This is a genomic window from Streptomyces sp. NPDC031274 (assembly GCF_055570235.1).
On record NZ_JBVIHP010000020.1, the window covers coordinates 1 to 15,804 of the forward strand.

The 15,804-nt window shown below is 70.8% G+C and carries 16 protein-coding genes; 8 read left to right on the forward strand and 8 right to left on the reverse strand.

Annotation, left to right across the window (positions count from 1 at the left end; genetic code table 11):
- Nucleotides 1-200 precede the first annotated feature (200 nt).
- On the reverse strand, nt 201-1,382 hold the full coding sequence (locus ACZ5CR_RS28735; RefSeq protein WP_468862548.1) for an FAD-dependent oxidoreductase: 1,182 nt from the start codon (nt 1,380-1,382) through the stop codon (nt 201-203).
- Between the two features lie 154 nt (nt 1,383-1,536).
- Between ACZ5CR_RS28735 and ACZ5CR_RS28740 the strand changes: the two genes are divergently transcribed.
- The gene (locus tag ACZ5CR_RS28740) at nt 1,537-2,232 is read left to right on the forward strand and encodes a pentapeptide repeat-containing protein (protein WP_468862550.1); all 696 of its coding nucleotides are present in this window, start codon (nt 1,537-1,539) and stop codon (nt 2,230-2,232) included.
- Between the two features lie 79 nt (nt 2,233-2,311).
- On the opposite strand, the gene ACZ5CR_RS28745 is transcribed toward ACZ5CR_RS28740, so the two are convergent.
- From ACZ5CR_RS28745 to ACZ5CR_RS28755, 3 genes are all read right to left on the reverse strand, one after another.
- Nucleotides 2,312-2,815, reverse strand: a complete 504-nt coding sequence (locus ACZ5CR_RS28745) for a hypothetical protein (protein WP_468862868.1) — start codon at nt 2,813-2,815, stop codon at nt 2,312-2,314.
- Between the two features lie 65 nt (nt 2,816-2,880).
- Nucleotides 2,881-3,609, reverse strand: coding sequence for a response regulator (locus ACZ5CR_RS28750; protein ID WP_468862552.1), 729 nt, complete (start codon nt 3,607-3,609; stop codon nt 2,881-2,883).
- Complete coding sequence (locus tag ACZ5CR_RS28755) at nt 3,606-4,844, reverse strand: sensor histidine kinase (RefSeq protein WP_468862871.1); 1,239 nt, start codon at nt 4,842-4,844, stop codon at nt 3,606-3,608. Before ACZ5CR_RS28755 ends, ACZ5CR_RS28750 begins: the two co-directional genes overlap by 4 nt.
- Before the next feature lie 508 nt (nt 4,845-5,352).
- Between ACZ5CR_RS28755 and ACZ5CR_RS28760 the strand changes: the two genes are divergently transcribed.
- The 4 genes from ACZ5CR_RS28760 to ACZ5CR_RS28775 all read left to right on the forward strand — a co-directional run bounded on the left by ACZ5CR_RS28760 (nt 5,353) and on the right by ACZ5CR_RS28775 (nt 9,415).
- On the forward strand, nt 5,353-5,910 hold the full coding sequence (locus ACZ5CR_RS28760; protein WP_468862554.1) for a GlcG/HbpS family heme-binding protein: 558 nt from the start codon (nt 5,353-5,355) through the stop codon (nt 5,908-5,910).
- A 160-nt stretch (nt 5,911-6,070) separates the two neighbouring features.
- Nucleotides 6,071-6,673, forward strand: a complete 603-nt coding sequence (locus ACZ5CR_RS28765; protein ID WP_468862556.1) for an ankyrin repeat domain-containing protein — start codon at nt 6,071-6,073, stop codon at nt 6,671-6,673.
- Nucleotides 6,670-7,812, forward strand: a complete 1,143-nt coding sequence (locus ACZ5CR_RS28770; RefSeq protein WP_468862558.1) for a hypothetical protein — start codon at nt 6,670-6,672, stop codon at nt 7,810-7,812. The genes ACZ5CR_RS28765 and ACZ5CR_RS28770 overlap by 4 nt, the downstream gene beginning before the upstream one ends.
- Before the next feature lie 154 nt (nt 7,813-7,966).
- Nucleotides 7,967-9,415, forward strand: coding sequence for a M1 family metallopeptidase (locus ACZ5CR_RS28775; RefSeq protein ID WP_468862560.1), 1,449 nt, complete (start codon nt 7,967-7,969; stop codon nt 9,413-9,415).
- A gap of 10 nt (nt 9,416-9,425) precedes the next feature.
- Here ACZ5CR_RS28775 and ACZ5CR_RS28780 read toward each other — a convergent pair whose 3' ends face one another.
- The 3 genes from ACZ5CR_RS28780 to ACZ5CR_RS28790 form a co-directional block, all read right to left on the reverse strand.
- A complete protein-coding gene (locus ACZ5CR_RS28780; protein ID WP_468862563.1) occupies nt 9,426-9,941 on the reverse strand; it encodes a GNAT family N-acetyltransferase in 516 nt (171 codons plus the stop codon).
- Between the two features lie 148 nt (nt 9,942-10,089).
- The gene (locus ACZ5CR_RS28785; protein ID WP_468862565.1) at nt 10,090-10,617 is read right to left on the reverse strand and encodes a DUF6879 family protein; all 528 of its coding nucleotides are present in this window, start codon (nt 10,615-10,617) and stop codon (nt 10,090-10,092) included.
- Nucleotides 10,618-10,778: 161 nt separating this feature from the next.
- Entirely contained in the window at nt 10,779-11,354 is a 576-nt protein-coding gene (locus ACZ5CR_RS28790) for a TerD family protein (RefSeq protein ID WP_468862567.1), read from the reverse strand.
- 227 nt (nt 11,355-11,581) lie between these two features.
- Between ACZ5CR_RS28790 and arfB the strand changes: the two genes are divergently transcribed.
- Complete coding sequence (gene arfB, locus ACZ5CR_RS28795; RefSeq protein WP_389905234.1) at nt 11,582-12,010, forward strand: alternative ribosome rescue aminoacyl-tRNA hydrolase ArfB; 429 nt, start codon at nt 11,582-11,584, stop codon at nt 12,008-12,010.
- Between the two features lie 80 nt (nt 12,011-12,090).
- On the opposite strand, the gene ACZ5CR_RS28800 is transcribed toward arfB, so the two are convergent.
- Entirely contained in the window at nt 12,091-12,582 is a 492-nt protein-coding gene (locus ACZ5CR_RS28800; RefSeq protein ID WP_468862874.1) for a flavin reductase family protein, read from the reverse strand.
- A gap of 455 nt (nt 12,583-13,037) precedes the next feature.
- Between ACZ5CR_RS28800 and cdgB the strand changes: the two genes are divergently transcribed.
- Together cdgB and ACZ5CR_RS28810 are read left to right on the forward strand one after the other, a co-directional pair.
- The gene (gene cdgB / locus ACZ5CR_RS28805) at nt 13,038-14,711 is read left to right on the forward strand and encodes a diguanylate cyclase CdgB (protein ID WP_468862569.1); all 1,674 of its coding nucleotides are present in this window, start codon (nt 13,038-13,040) and stop codon (nt 14,709-14,711) included.
- A gap of 75 nt (nt 14,712-14,786) precedes the next feature.
- Nucleotides 14,787-15,773: a carbohydrate-binding protein gene (locus tag ACZ5CR_RS28810; protein ID WP_468862571.1), complete on the forward strand. Its 987-nt coding sequence runs from the start codon at nt 14,787-14,789 to the stop codon at nt 15,771-15,773.
- Nucleotides 15,774-15,804: the final 31 nt, after the last annotated feature.

Here is a 15,804-nt window from a genome sequence, read left to right on the forward strand (position 1 = left end):
GTAGGGCGAAGGAGGCTGTCCATCTTTTTTTTCTCGGTTCAGCTACCCCTCCCCCCCCCCCCCCCCCCCCCCCCCCCCCCCGCGACCGCGACCGCGACCGCAGCACCGGTGGGCGGTGGGTTCGCCCCGACCATCAGGGGATCCCGACCATCAGGGGGCGTCGGGCGGCCTTCCGGGGGTGCGGTCATCACCCTCGTGCTTCAAGCCGACTTGAGGTCAAGCCTTGTGGGGGCCAGTGCGAGCGTCACCGCCTCCAGGGCGCTGTTGAAGGAGACCTCGGAGAGCAGGCCGGGGGCCGCCACCTGGTCGCCTGCGAGGTAGACGCCGTCGCCGCGGTCGATCGCCGGGCGGTCGCGCCAGGTGGTGCCGGGCAGGTCCACCGCGCCGGTGCGGCCGTTGGACACGGAGTCGCGGCGCCAGAGAAGGCGGTCGCGCCAGCCGGGGAAGCCGAGGTCGAGCAGGTGGTCGGCGCGGGCCGCTCCGTCCGCCTTGGACTCCTGTGGGGAGAGCGGGATCTGACCCTGGACGAGGTCCTGTCCGGCGGGGGCGAGGGTGCGGTCCTGGGTGGTGAACCGTTCGATCCAGCCGGTCCTGTCCAGGTCGGAGATCGCGAAGGGGTCGCCCTTGCGGGAGGTGAGGGCCACGTCGACGAGGGCGGTGCGGGCGCTGTCCCAGTGCAGGGTCTCGTCCTGGAGGAGGCCGCGGGCCGCGGGGAGTGAGGTGGCCACGACCACAGGGTTCTGGGCGGAGAGCGAGGCGATGCTGTCGACGCGGGACAGCGTTTCCACGCGTACGCCCAGGTTCCAGGCGAGCGACGCCATCCGGTCGATGACCGAGCCCCAGCCGCCGCGCGGGTAGTGCGCCTCCGGGGGCAGCTTCGTGGCGCGGCGCAGGCGCTCCTGCACGAACCTGGCGGAGAGGGAGCCGGGGTCGTGGTGGAACGTCGCCACGGCGATGTAGTGCGCGGCGGCGCGCGCTCCTTCCTCGCCCACCTCACCGGTCGCCCAGGTCGTGAAGTCAGCGTCCACGGGCGCCTCTTCGGGCTTGCGGCGCAGGAGCTTCAGCATCGCGAGGGGTGGGGTACGGCGGAACCGTCCCTGGTGGTGGAGGCGCAGGCGGGTGCCTTCGAGGGGCGGGACGGGGGCGAGGGGGCCGATCAGGTCGCGCTGCTTGAGCCAGATCCAGTGGGGGCCGCCGTTGTAGAGGGCGTGGGGGCCTTCGTTCGTGCGGTATGTGCCTTCGGCGGTGCGGGCTCGGCCGCCGAGGGTGTGGTGGGCCTCGTGGACTGTCACCCGGGCGCCGGATTCCGCGGCGGTGATGGCAGCGGTGAGACCGGCGAAGCCGCCGCCGATGACGGTGAGCTGGGTGGGGGAGCTGGACATGGGGTGGGCTCCTGGCGTGGGCGTGGGCGTGGGCGTGGTTCTGGTCTTGGTCGGGTGCGGGTGGCTGCTTTCTCTCGGTACGACGGATGGGGGTGCCCGGGATGTGACATCGGGGGGCGGTGGCGTTGTCAGTGGGTGGGTGCACGATGGGTGCATGGGACAGAGGGAGCGGCAGAGAGATGCGGCGGGAGTGAAGAAGGCCCGGCGGCCCGAGGTGCGGTTGCCGCAGCTGCGGGCGTTCGGGGAGCTGGGGCTCGGCGGGGGTGAGCTGGAGCCCGACGGGGATTACGACGGGGTCGAGTTCCGGGGCCTCGATCTCGCGGGGCAGGACGGCGGGGGAGCGCTGTTCCTGGACTGTGCGGTGACGGGCTGCGGGGTGACGGAGGCGCGGCTCAGCAGGGCGCGGTTCGTGGACTCCGTGCTGACGGAGCTGCGGGGGGTCGGCACGGAGCTTGCGGAGGCGTCGCTGCGGGACGTGGAGGTGGTGGACGCGCGGCTGGGGGGCGTTCAGCTGCACGGGAGTGTGCTGGAGCGGGTCGTCGTGCGGGGCGGGAAGATCGACTATCTGAACCTGCGGAAGGCGCGGCTGAAGGACGTCGTCTTCGAGGAATGCGTGCTGGTCGAGCCGGACTTCGGGCAGGCGGAGCTGGAGCGGGTGGAGTTCGTGGGGTGTGTGCTGAAGGGGGCGGACTTCAGCGGGGCCCGCATGAGGGACGTAGACCTGCGGGGCGCGGCCGAGGTGGACATCCTGCGGGGGATCGACTGCTTGGCGGGGGCGGTGATCAGCGCGGCGCAGCTGATGGATCTGGCACCGGCGTTCGCCGCGCAGGTGGGAGTCCGGGTGGACTAGCTTTCCGGCTCAGGGGGCGTCTCGGTCCACCCCGCCCGCCCCGCCTGTCGCCCCGCCCGCCGCGGGCGCTCTTGTCCGTCTACGCCGGGACTCGGGGGAACCGGGACTGGAGGGACCAGATCGCGGGGTTGTCCGCCAGGGACTCGTGGAGGTCGATGAGGTCCGCAAGGAGGTCCTGGAGGAAGTCCCGCGCCTCGCGCCGGAGTTCGGAGTGGGAGAACGTCAGCGCGGGCTCCTCCACCCGCATCCAGTCCGCCTCGATGTCCACCCACCCGAAGCGACGGGTGAACAGCATGCGGTCCGTCGACTCCGTGAAGTCGAGCTCGGCGTGCTGCGGGCGGGACGCCCGGCTCCCCCGGGGGTCCTGGTCCACGAGCTCGACGATGTCGCACAGCGCCCACGCGAAGTCGAGCACGGGAACCCATCCCCAGGCTGTGGACAGTTCCCGGTCCGCCTTCGTGTCCGCGAGGTACACGTCCCCGCAGAACAGGTCGTGCCGCAGCGCGTGGACGTCCGCGCCGCGGTAGTCGAACTGCGGGGGGTCGGGAAAGCGGCGGGAGAGGGCGTAGCCGATGTCGAGCACGTGGACGATGGTGTCACGGCTCCGCAGGGCGTGTGACGACACCGCACGTCAGGGCAGACCGCACGTCAGGGCAGCAGTCGCTGCTCCTTCGCCACCGCCACCGCGCCCGCACGCGTGTCGACGCCGAGCTTGTCGTAGATCCGGCCCAGGTGCGTCTTGACCGTGGCCTCGCTGATGAACAGGGCGCGGGCGATGTCGCGGTTGCCGAGGCCTTGGGAGAGCTGGGCGAGGATGTCGAGCTCGCGGTCGGTGAGGGTGGGCAGCGGCTTGCGCATGCGGGCCATCACGCGCGACGCGACCGGCGGGGAGAGCGTGGTGCGGCCCTGCGCGGCGGCGTGGATCGCGGCGAAGAGCTCCTCGGGGCGTTCGGCCTTCAGGAGGTAGCCCGTCGCGCCCGCCTCGATGGCGCGGGTGATGTCGGCGTCCGTGTCGTACGTCGTCAGGACCAGGACGTGGGGTGTGGGTGTGGGGGAGGGGGAGGAGGCGGTGGGTGTGGGGGAGGGGGGATCGGCGTGGGTGCCGGTGGACGTGATGTGGCGTGTCGCCTCCACGCCGTCCATTCCCTCGCCCAGTTGCAGGTCCATCAGGACCACGTCGGGGGCCAGCTTGGCGGCGAGCGCGATCGCCTCCTCGCCGGTACCCGCCTCGCCGACCACCTCGATGTCCGGTGCGCTGCCGAGCAGGGCGAGCAGTCCGGCGCGTACGACGATGTGGTCGTCGCAGACCAGCAGGCGGACCGGGGGCGTGGCGGGTGTGGGGGGCGTGGCCGGTGTGGCGGGCGTAGGGGGCGTCATGGGGTCTCCTGCGGGGTCAGGGGGATCGAGACCGAGAGCACCGTGCCCTCGCCCGGTGCCGACTCGATCGTCAGCGTGCCGCCGAGCTGCCCCGCCCTGGCGCGGATCGCGGGCAGCCCGTGGCCCCGCCGCCCGTGGCCCCGCCGCTCGCGGGAGGGTGGCTCGTCGGTGGGCGGCTCGTCGGTGGGGGGCCCGTCGGTGGGGGTGAAGCCGCGGCCGTCGTCCGCGATGTCGAGTACGACCTGGTCGTCCAGGTGCGTGAGCGTCAGCGCCGCCGTGGTCGCGTCGGCGTGTTCCGTCACGTTGGCCAGGGCGCCCTGTGCGATGCGCAGGAGCGCGGACTGCGTCCGGTCGGGGAGCGGGGCGGGTGTGCCCTCGGAGTGGAAGCGGACCGTGAGGCCCGTGTCCTGCGCGGTGCGCGCGGCCAGTGTCCGCAGCGCCTCGTCGAGGCCGCCGCCGTCGGCGAGGTCGGCGGGCGCCAGGTCGTGCACGAAGCGGCGGGCCTCGGTGAGGCCGACTTCGGTGATCGACTCGGCCGTACGGACGTGGGCGCGGGCCTTGTCCGGGTCCGAGTCCCAGACGCGGTCGGCGGCCTGGAGCAGCATCTGCTGGCTGGACAGGCCCTGCGCGAGGGTGTCGTGGATCTCCATGGACAGGCGCTGGCGCTCGGCGAGGGTGCCTTCGCGGCGCTCGGTGGCGGCCAGTTCGCGGCGGGTGCGGATGAGGTCGTCGATCAGCTCGCGCTGGCGGGCCGCCTGGCGCTGCATGTGGACGAAGACCGCCGTCGCGATCGCCGACACGGCGGGCGGCCCGAGGACCAGGTCCGGGTCGTAGCGGCCCGCGAGCCGCAGTTGTGACGCGATCACGCAGCCGGTCAGGACGGCCACCAGGGCGAAGGCCGCGCGCGGCGGCAGCGTCCGCAGACCGGTGAAGAAGAGCGGCACCGCGCACCACGCGAAGCTCGGCGCGAGGATCACAAGCACCAGCCAGACCGCGACGACCAGGGCGAGCCAGGTGAGCCGGAGGGGTGTGGGGCGGGTGCCGGGCGCCGGTCCTGACACGAAGGGCGCGGAGCGCTTCCCCCGCAGGGCCGCGGTGAGGGGCGGCAGGGCGTAGAGGAAGGCCAGGACGACGGAGAGCGCGATGATCCACGGGACGCGCGCACCGCCGGTGGGGTGGCGCAGCAGGAAGCGGGCCAGTGAGGTGGCCAGGAGCAGGTAGAACGTCGCGTGCATGACGGCCGCGAGCCAGCGGGCGTCCGGGTCCGGCGTGCGGGGGGCGAGGTCGGCACTCGGTGTGCGGGGGGCGGGACCGGCACTCGGTGTGCGGGGGGCTGTGCCCGGCGTGCGCTGTCCCACTCTCGGTCCCGTCACGGGGGCGCCTCCCTCTCGTACTGCCGTCTCGTACTGCCGTCTCGTGTCGCCGTCGCGCGCCCGTTCCGTCGCCGTCACGCGGGCGCTGAACTGGGCAAACACCCTCATTGTGACCCGGTGGGGCCACGAGCGGGTCAACCGATCGGTTGACCCTGGTGTCGGCCGAGTCGCGCGCCGCTCCCAGCCGGTACGTCGAGGGGTGGGCCCCGGGTGCGGCCGGAGGATTGAGGCAGAGGAAACAACCTCCCCCGATCCGCTCGATCCCCTCGATCCCCTCGATCCCCCTCGACCCGCTCGATTCCCCGGGTCCCCGCCTTCACCGCCCCCTCCACCGCCCCCTTCACCTTCACCTTTACTCCGAGGAGCCCCCATGAAGAAGACCTCCCGCCGCACCCGCGTCCTCACCGTCGCCGCCACCGCCGCGGTCCTGGGCGCCGGAACCTTCGGTGCCGTCTCCGCCACCGCCGGTACCCCGGACGCCGCCACCAAGGCCGCCGTCTCCGCCGACGCGGGCAACAAGAACCTCACGCAGTCGACGCACCTGAACATCGACGCCGCGACCAAGGCCGCCAAGGCCACCCTCGACGCCGCCGAGAAGGAGAACCAGCGCGTCACGGTCGCCGTGGTCGACCGCAACGGCAACACGATCGTCACCCTGCGCGGCGACGGCGCCGGGCCGCAGTCGTACGAGTCCGCCGAGAAGAAGGCGTACACCGCCGTCTCCTGGAACGCGCCCACCTCCGAGCTGTCCAAGAACTTGGAGAAGACGCCGAACCTGAAGGACATCCCCGGCACCCTGTTCCTCGCGGGCGGTGCGCCGGTGACGGCCAAGGGCGCGCCCATCGCGGGCATCGGTGTCGCGGGCGCCCCGAGCGGCGACCTGGACGAGAAGTTCGCGAAGGCGGGCGTCGCGGCGCTCGGCCGATAAGGCTCTAAGGCACCGAGGCACCGAGGCACCGAGGCACCGAGGCACCGAGGCCCCGAAGGCTCTGGGCCCCGAGGCCGCTGACACCGCCCCGCTGCCGAAGCCACCGGAGCTCATCATGCTGAGGCTGTTCCCGGTCCGTACGACGACGAGGAGAACGTTCATGACAAGGACCGCCGAGGACCAGCGGCTGCTCGACGCCGCACGGGCCGGGAACGCCGCCGGGGTGCGAGCCGCCCTCGACGCGGGAGCCCGCGTCGAGGCCCGCGACACCGAACTGCGTACGCCCCTCCTGCTCGCCGCCATCGGCGACCACGTCGAGGCCGCCAAGATTCTCGTGGCCGCCGGTGCCGACGTCGACGCGCAGGACCATCGCGCCGACAGCCCCTGGCTGGTCACCGGCGTGACGGGCAGCGTCGCCATGCTGCACGTCCTGCTTCCCGCGGGGCCCGACCTGAAGCTCCGCAACCGGTTCGGCGGCATCTGCGTGATCCCGGCGTCGGAGCGCGGCCACGTCACGTACGTACGGGAAGTCCTGCGCGTCACCGACATCGACGCCGACCACGTGAACGACCTGGGCTGGACCGCCCTGTTGGAGGCCGTGATCCTCGGCGACGGCGGCGGTGCGCACCAGGAGATCGTGGCGCTGCTGCTCGCCGCGGGCGCGACGCCCGATCTCGCCGACCGGGACGGCGTCACGCCCCTGGAGCACGCGGAGCGCCGTGGTTTCGCCGAGATCGCCGCGCTGCTGAGGGCCGCCTCGTGAAGGTGCCCCGCGCGGCGCTCTCCGTCGGCACGGTGCTCCTGGGCGCCGCCGTCCTCGCGGGCTGCGGCACCGGCTCCGAACCCTCCCGCGCGACCGAGAAGGAGACCGCGCCACCCACCGCGCCCCCCACCGCCACCCTCCCCGCCGAACGGCGCACCCCCGAAGGCACCCTCTTGGTGGCCGACTTCGGCTCCGACACCGTCACCTTCGTCGACCCCGAGCGCGGCCCCATCGAATCCGTGAAGGTCGGCACGGCCCCCTACGGGCTGACCGTGGGCGACGAGGGCCGCGCCTGGGTCGCCACCGCCGACGCCGTGACCGTCATCGACACCCACACCCGCGAACGCGTCGACCGCATCCCGTACGAGACGGACAGCGGCCCCGCGACGACCGGCGCGACGACCGGCGAGTACCGCGGCGGCGGCATGGGCATCGCGCTCGCCCCCGACGGCGAGCACGTCTACGTGGGCGTCAATGTCCCTGACGGCAAGGGGAGTTTGGAGGTCATCGACACCAAGAAGCGTGAGGTCACCGCCACAGTCCCCGTGGGCCGCCGCCCCTTCGACGTGGACGTGTCGAAGGACGGCCGCGAGGTCTACGCGACCAACCACGACTCCTTCGACGTGACGGTCGTACGCGCCGACTCGCTCGAACCCCGCCGCATCGAAGTCGCCCCCTACGGAACCGAAGGCGGCCTCGGCTCCTGGCTCAAGCCGCACTACGCCGCCGTACGCCCCTCGGACGGCAGGCTCCTGCTCCCCTTCGAGGGCGAGAAGCTCGTCGTGCTCGATCCGCGCACCGGTGAGTCGGACATCGAGCCGATGACGGCCGACACTCACCAGCACGGGGCGGAGATCACCGAGGACGGCACGCTGTTCGCGGTCGGCACGGGACCCATCGACTCGTCGGACAAGGGCCCCTCGCTGACCATGCGGACGAAGGACGGCAAGGAGAAGGTCTTCCCGCTGGACGGACCGCACGAGGACGTCGCCGTCTCCGAGGACGGCGGCACCGCGTACGTCACCGGCGGCTTCACGCGCGACGGATTCTGGAACGGGATCACTGTCATCGACCTGGAGAGCGGCGACACGCGTCGCCTCCCGGCAGGGGAGAGGCCGTTGGGCATCGCGGTGCTGTGAGTCCCTGAGCCCCTGATGGGAGCGAGGCGGAGAATCCACGGGCCGGGTGGAGGCTGGGGACTGGCCGCACAGCTCCCCGCGCCCCTTACAGGCAGCTCCCGCCCCTTACGAGCAGTTCCCCGCGCCCCTTACGGGGCACTCGCACCCCGAACATATGCCGCATAAGATCACAGCCGTGCACCCACGATCCACGGCGCTCCGCGGCACCTCCGCCGCCGCCCTCGCCGCCCTCGTCCTCACCGCCTGCAGCGGCTCCGGAGTGTTCGGCACGCCCGGAGCCGACGGCGTGCGTGACCCGTACTTCCCGAAGCTGGGCAACGGCGGTTACGACGTCGCGCACTACGACCTGACCCTCGGGTACGACCCGGACGCGCGCCACCTCACCGCCACGGCCGAGGTGACGGCGCGCGCCACCCAGGACCTCAGCGCCTTCAACCTCGACCTCAAGGGTCTGGAGGTGAAGGGCGTGACCGTCGAGGGGAAGGACGCCAACTTCCACCGCGACGGGCAGGAGCTGACGATCCGGCCCGCGGACGACCTCGACAAGGGCGAGACGTTCCGCACGGTCGTCCGCTACTCCGGCAGCCCGGAGACCATCACCGACCCGGACGACTCCGAGGAGGGCTGGCTGCGGACGGAGGAGGGCGCCCTGGCGCTCGGCGAGCCGACGGGTTCGATGGCCTGGTTCCCCTCCAGCAACCACCCCTCGGACAAGGCCTCGTACGACATACGCGTCACCGTCCCCAAGGGCCTGAAGGCCATCTCCAACGGCGAGCTGACCCGCGAGTCGACCAAGAACGGCCGGACCACCTTCGCCTGGCACAGCGCGGAGCCGATGGCGAGCTATCTGGCGACGGTGGCGATCGGGTCGTTCGAGGTGAAGAAGTCGACGACGAAGTCCGGCATCCCGGTGCTCACGGCGGTGGAACCCTCCGAGGCCAAGGCGAGCGCGAAGGCGCTGAACCGCATCCCCGAGATCATGGAGTGGCAGGAGCTGAACTTCGGCCCCTACCCCTTCTCGTCGGCCGGCGCGATCGTCGCCCACGAGGAGGACGCGGGCTACGCCCTGGAGACCCAGACCCGCCCCACCTACCCCGGCGCCCCCAGTACCGAGCTCGTGGTCCACGAGATGGCCCACCAGTGGTTCGGGAACTCCGTGACGCCCAAGTCCTGGCGGGACATGTGGCTCAACGAAGGCTTCGCGACGTACGCCGAGTGGCTCTGGGAGGAGGACAACGACGGCGACAGCGTGCAGGAGACCTTCGACGCCATCTACGCGGACGACTACTACGAGGACAAGGAGGACAACGAGGCCATCTGGGAGTTCCCGCCCGCGAAGCCGCCGTCCGCCGGTCAGATCTCGGACAGTCCGGTGTACGAGCGGGGCGGCATGGTCATCCACAAGATCCGCCAGGCGGTGGGCGACGACACCTTCTACGACATCGTGCAGGGCTGGACGAAGACCTACCGCCACCGCAACGCCGACACCGAGGACTTCACGCGTTACGTGGAGAAGCACGCGGGCGGCGAGGCGGCCCGCAAGAAGGTGCACGCGATCTGGGGCCCGTGGCTGTACGGGGACGGAAAGCCGGACCACCCGTAAGGCGGTGGGGTTACGTGAGCGGCTTGCGCAGTACCGCGCAGGGGCGGCCCGCGTCGATGTCGCGCCGGTGGTCGATGACCTCGTACCCGAGCCCGCCCCAGAAGGCGAGCGCGGTGTCGTTCCCGTCGAGGACGGCGAGACGAACCCCGTCGCGCCCCTCCCGGCGGAAGCGCTCCTCGATCTGGGTCGCGAACTCCCGTCCGTAGCCCTTGCGTTGCTGCCCCGAGTCGACCATGAGCAGGCCGATCCACGGATCCGGGTCGGCCGGGTCGGGATGCCGGTCCAGTGTGATGCCGATCCCGACGGCCCGCCCCTCGGACCGCGCGACGAGCACCTCTGCCCCCGGCTCGGCCAGATCGTCCGCGAGTGCGGCGGCGACCTGTTCGGGGCTGATGTCGTGGGGGTCGGGGAAGTCGCCGGAGAGTGCGTGGAAGACGTGGTTCGACGCGTAGAGGGCGGTGAGCTCGGTGAGCAGCTCACCGGGGAGCGCGCCGTCCTCCGCGAGGGCGAGCGGTTCGAGGATCATGCGGCGCAGATTAGCCCCCGGCTCGTTCAGCCGTGCGTCTTGCGGCACTTGAAGGCGCGAGTCGAAGTCTCGTTCCCAGAGTCCTACGAGCCTTCTGCACGGCTGAGGAGATGGAACTGGTCACTGGATCACCGCTGCCGCACCGGCCCTAGGAAGGTCGATACTCCTTGTGGGGAACAGCGCGGTTCCACACTGCTTCGAAAGCCGTTGAGCACAGCCGGATCAGTTCCGGATCCGCCGTACGTTCCTCATCGCCTTCGGGGGCCAACTCTCCATCCCCGGTGAAATGCAGGAACACGACCAGGCTGTTGTCGAACAGCCAGAAATCGTTCCCCGGAAGTGCCAGGTCCGAGGCGCTGCGTCGGGGTAGCCAACGGACCTGCTCCCCTGCTTCGACATTCCCGGCCGTGACGTGGTGCTCGAAGCGGATGTAGTCCGTGACGGGCTCGGACACGATCCTCGCCCGGCGCACCGCGACCCCCCGACCTGTGGTTTCCCGGATGAGTGCGAGCCAAGTGCTCGTCTCCCGGTCCAGGTAGCGAGATGTGTCCCGCGCACCTTTCCTCCAGGTGATGTACTCCGGGTCGGACTGCATATAGCCGTCTCGCATCTCCAGGTGCACGGCAGACCGTTTCGCCAGCCGGAACAGCTCCTCGAACGTGGGTTCCTCCGCCATCGCTCACCTCCGGGAAGAATTGCAGCATGTGCTTGGGCATGAAAACAGAGTTGCAGGAATGAACGACGAGCCGTCACTCGACATCACCCCGACACGCCACGAGGGCCCCCGGCGGGGATTCCGCCGGGGGCCCTCGTGAACTGCTGACCGGACTACGAACCTCAGACGTTGACGCCGAAGTCCTGCGCGATGCCGACGAGGCCGGACGCGTAGCCCTGGCCCACCGCGCGGAACTTCCACTCCGCGCCGCTGCGGTACAGCTCGCCGAAGACCATGGCGGTCTCGGTGGCGGCGTCCTCGCTCAGGTCATAGCGGGCGATCTCCGTGCCGCCGGCCTGGTTGAGGATGCGGATGAAGGCGTTCCGCACCTGGCCGAAGTTCTGCGAGCGGTTCTCGGCGTCGTAGATCGAGACCGGGAAGACGATCTTGTCGACGTCGGCCGGGAGTCCCGCCAGGTTGACGTTGATCTGCTCGTCGTCGCCCTCGCCCTCACCCGTGACGTTGTCACCGGTGTGCACGATGGTCTGGTCCGGCGTCGCCTTGTTGTTGAAGAAGACGAAGTGGCCGTCCGAGTAGACCTTGCCCTCCGGGTTCACCGCGATGGCCGAGGCGTCCAGGTCGAAGTCGGTGCCAGTGGTGGTGCGGACGTCCCAGCCGAGGCCCACGGTGACGGCGGTCAGGCCCGGAGCCTCCTTGGTGAGCGAGACGTTGCCACCCTTGGACAGGCTTACTGCCATTGTTGGGAGTCCCTTCCCTCGTTGCGTACGAACGGGCTTCGTACTGGGGACGAAGCTACCGTCACCCCTATGAACGTCGACCGGGGTCCCAGAGGTTCCAGTTCCTTTTACTTTCTTTACCCGCCCCGGGAGCGCGCCTGGAGTGCGTCCGACGGGCACGTGGGGCAAGCGGGACCCGCCGTAAATACGGGTGACGTGGACCGGACAGACGCGGGACGATAGGACTCATGTCCGGTCCCTATGTCATCCGCGGCTCCGTCTCCCTGCCCGAGGCCGAGCTCATGTGGCGCTTCTCCAGGTCCTCCGGGCCGGGCGGTCAGCACGTCAACACCAGTGATTCGCAGGTGGAGCTGAGATTCGACCTGGCCAACACCGAGGCGCTGCCTCCGGTGTGGAAGGAGCGCGCCCTGGAGCGGCTCGCGAGCAGGCTGGTCGGCGGTGTCGTCAGCGTGCGGGCCTCCGAGCACCGTTCCCAGTGGCGCAACCGCGAGATGGCGGCGACCCGCCTTGCCTCGCTGCTCGCCGAGGCGACCGCACCGCCGCCGCGCCCTCGCCGCGCCACGAAGATCCCCCGGGGGATCAACGAGCGGCGCCTGCGCGAGAAGAAGCAGCGCGGCCAGACCAAGCGCGGGCGCTCGGGGGAGGGCTGGGGCTGACCCCCGGCGGCCGTCGCGGCAAATGTGCGTAAGTGAAGACCGCTCGGCGGGAAACAGCGGAAAGAGCCGAGTGCGGGCTCTCAGCCCAGCTGCCGGTACTTCCCCTTGAAGTACGTCAGCGGGCCCCCGTCCATGCTCGGCAGCTCAGCCGAAAGCACTCGCCCGATGACGAGGGTGTGGTCACCCGCAGTCACCGTCTGTTCCGTCCGGCACTCCAGTGTCGCGAGCGCGCCGCCGATCAGGGGCGCCCCGGACGCCTCTCCCCGCACGTAGGGGACGTCCGCGAAGAGCAGTCGGTCACTGATCCTGTTCTTCATGGCGAACCGGCCCGCGATGTGGCTCTGGTTCTCGGACAGCACCGAGACGCCCCACATCGGCTGCTCGGCGAGCAGGTCGTCCATCCGGGAGCCCTCACGCAGGCTGACCAGCACGAGAGGCGGATCGAGGGACACGGAGAGGAAGGCCGTCGCGGTCATGCCGACGTCCTCGCCGACCGGCGCCTGAGGGTCGTCCGCGTCCAGGGACGGCTCGCAGGCGGTCACCAGGACCACACCCGCGGCGAGCCGGGACATGGCGGCGCGGAACTGTTCATTGCTCACCCCCACAGGATGCCCGTCGAGGGACGGGGCAGGTGGGGAGGGCAGGGCGGAGGGAGTCTCGGGAGCGTTCTCCGGGGACGTCAGGGATGTCTTCAGTACGGGAACCACAGGAGCGACGCTAGCCCCGCCGCCCCGGTCCCCGCATCGGGCCGAGGGCCGAGACCGGGCCTAGGACCGATGACCGATGGTGTGGCACGGGACACTCTCAAAAGGCGCCCTTCGGCCGAGTGGACTGGACCAACGAAGGCTTCCCATCTGTGACTTGAGTCACAGGACCCATATTTTGTTGACCCTGTGTACCGGGCAAGCTGCTCGCTGTGATTCAGTGACGGTGGCAATCAGACACACTGTGAGAACTCAGTACTGAGGGAACACTAAGGGCGCTGCGAATCCTGGAGTTGCTGTCGAGGTCTCGGGGAGAGCGAGCAATGGAGACCGAGTCGGAGCCGTACGTCCGTCTTGCGACCCTGCGGCAGCTGCATCAGGTGGTGGCGGATCTCAATACGGCCCGGAGCCTGGCGGACACGCTGCAGACCGTCGCCGACGGCGTGGTCAATGGCCTTGGCTATGAACTGGCGTGCGTCAATCTCGTGCGCCCTGACGGCGATCTCGTCGTCGCCGCCTTCGCGGGCAACACCGCCGCCGAGGCGCTCATCACCGGCCGGGTCGGCTCGCGTGAGGCCTGGGAGAAGCGCCTCGCCATGGGCGAGCCCTGGGGCGCCCTGAGGTTCATCTCGTACACCGAGGGCTGGGTCCTCGACGAGGACGACGTACCGCAGTGGTACACCGACGGCCCCGCGCCCCGCTTCGAGGACGAGTGGCACCCCGCGGACCGGCTCTTCGCGCCGATGTACGCGACGGGGGCCGCCGGGGGCGAGCTGCTCGGCGTGATCTCCGTGGACCGGCCGCGCAACGGCCGCAGGCCCGGCGCCTGGGGCCGCGAGGCCCTCCAGATGTACGCCTTCCAGGCCGCGATCGCGATCAGCAACGCCCGCCTCCGCGCCAACATGCAGCGCGCCCTGGTCCGCCTCGAGCGCGAGCAGCAGGCGCTGCGGGCCAGTGAGGAATCCTTCCGGCAGGCCTTCGAGTACGCGCCCTCGGGCATGGCCATCGCCGAGATGGGCGGCGACCAGCACGGCCGCATCCTGCGCACGAACGACGCGCTGTGCCGGCTGCTCGGCCGCCCCGCGTCCGCGATGCGCCGCTACTCCTTCTCCGACCTGGTCGACCCCGAGGACATCGGCACGCTCCTGCGGACCTCCGCCGAGGGCGGCAGGGCCGAGCTGCGCCTCGCGCGCCGCGACGGGACGTACGTCTGGGTCTCCCTGCGCAACTCCGTCGTCGCGGACGCCGCCGACGGCCCGCGCTTCCTGCTCACCCACGTCGAGGACATAGAGGACCGCAAGCGCCGCGAGCTCCAGCTCGCGCACCGCGCGTCGCACGACTCCCTCACCGGCCTGCCGAACTCCGCCGAGCTGCGTTCGCGCCTCAGCGCCCGTCTCTGTCGCAGGCCGCACGCGGGTCAGCCGAGCGCGGTGGACTCGCTGGACGCGGCGTACGACGGCGTGTACGACGCCCACGGGCGGCACAGCTTCGACTACGGCTCGGACAACGCGCACAGCCAGCAGCAGAGCGGCGAGGGCTTCGATCACCACGTGCACACCGTCGCGCCGCCGGAAGGGCCCGGGGACACGGACGACGGCACCAAGGGTCTCGCCGTTCTCTTCTGCGACCTCGACGGCTTCAAGTCGATCAACGACCGCTTCGGGCACACCACGGGTGACGCGGTCCTCATCGAGGTGGCGAGGCGGCTCACCAGCGGCGTCCGCGACGGGGACACGGTCGCCAGGCTCGGCGGCGACGAGTTCGTCGTCCTCGCCGACGGGCTCGGCCGCGCCGACGCGCAGGACCTCGCGGTGCGGCTGCGGAACTCGATCATCCCGCCGATCCGGGTGGACGGGCGTGCGGTCCGGGTGGGTGCCAGTTTCGGGATCGGGTGGGCACATTGCGGGATGACGGCAGACGAGGTGTTGCACTCCGCTGACCAGCGGATGTACGTGGAGAAACGGTCCCGTGCCAAGCAGCACAGGCGGGCTGGATGAGGCCGACGACACCCCGTGGGCTCACTCGGAACGGGTAGGCTCCCCCGGTCAGCGATATGAGGGAGTGACCTGGGAATGACGCCCGGCAACAACGGCGAACAGACGCCGAACGCGCCAGAGGGCGACGACGATGTGTTCGGCTATCTGTACGAAGACGGCAAGGCTGCCGGCGCCACTCCGCCCAGCGGCGGGGGCGGCTATGGGTACCCGGGTCCCCGGTCCTCGTACAACCACGTGCGCGCGGTGGGCGACCGCCGGCCCAACACGTACGGCACGCAGGCCGCGCCCACGTACGGCCAGCAGGTGCCGCAGCAGCCGCAGACCTACGGCCAGCCGAACGCGCACTACGCCGCCCCGGAGACGCAGCCCGGCGGAGCCCCCACGGCACCGCAGTACACCCCGGCGTCCCGCGGCTCCGGCGGTCGCGGCGGCGGCCCCAACACCAAGGGCCTGCTGATCGCCGCGATCGCGGTCGTCGCGGTCGTCGCCATCGGGATCGCCGCCGCGATGACGTTCGGCGGCAAGGACGAGGGCGACGACAAGGACGCGGGCGGCCAGCCGACGCAGGGCGAGACGGTCAAGCCCAGCGAGAAGCCGACGAACAAGCCGAAGGACCCGGCGGCCGACCTCCCGAAGACGGACGCGAAGGCACTGAAGCTCGACGGCGGCACGGCGACGGCGTCGGACATCAAGGGCGCGAAGTCCGAGGGCGGTGTCTACGTCTCCGGGTTCGACAAGGTCGGGGCCCAGGTGACGTGGACCGTCAACGGCATCCCCAAGGCCGGCGCGTACAGCCTTCGCGTGAACTACGGAGTCCCCGGCAAGGACTCCAACGCCACCATCCTCGTCAATGGCAAGAAGCAGACCCGTCCCCTGAACATGAAGAACTTCACCGGCGCGGACGAAGGGGACTGGGAGAAGGGCTGGACCAACACCTGGGCGGTGGTCCAGCTCACCAAGGGCACCAACGCGGTCACGCTCACCTGCGCGCAGAGCGACATGTGCGGGACGACCGGGGCGAACATCGACCAGATGTGGCTCGTGGAGGGCAGCAACGGCTGAACCCTCCACGCCCACAATGGGGTTGGTCCTG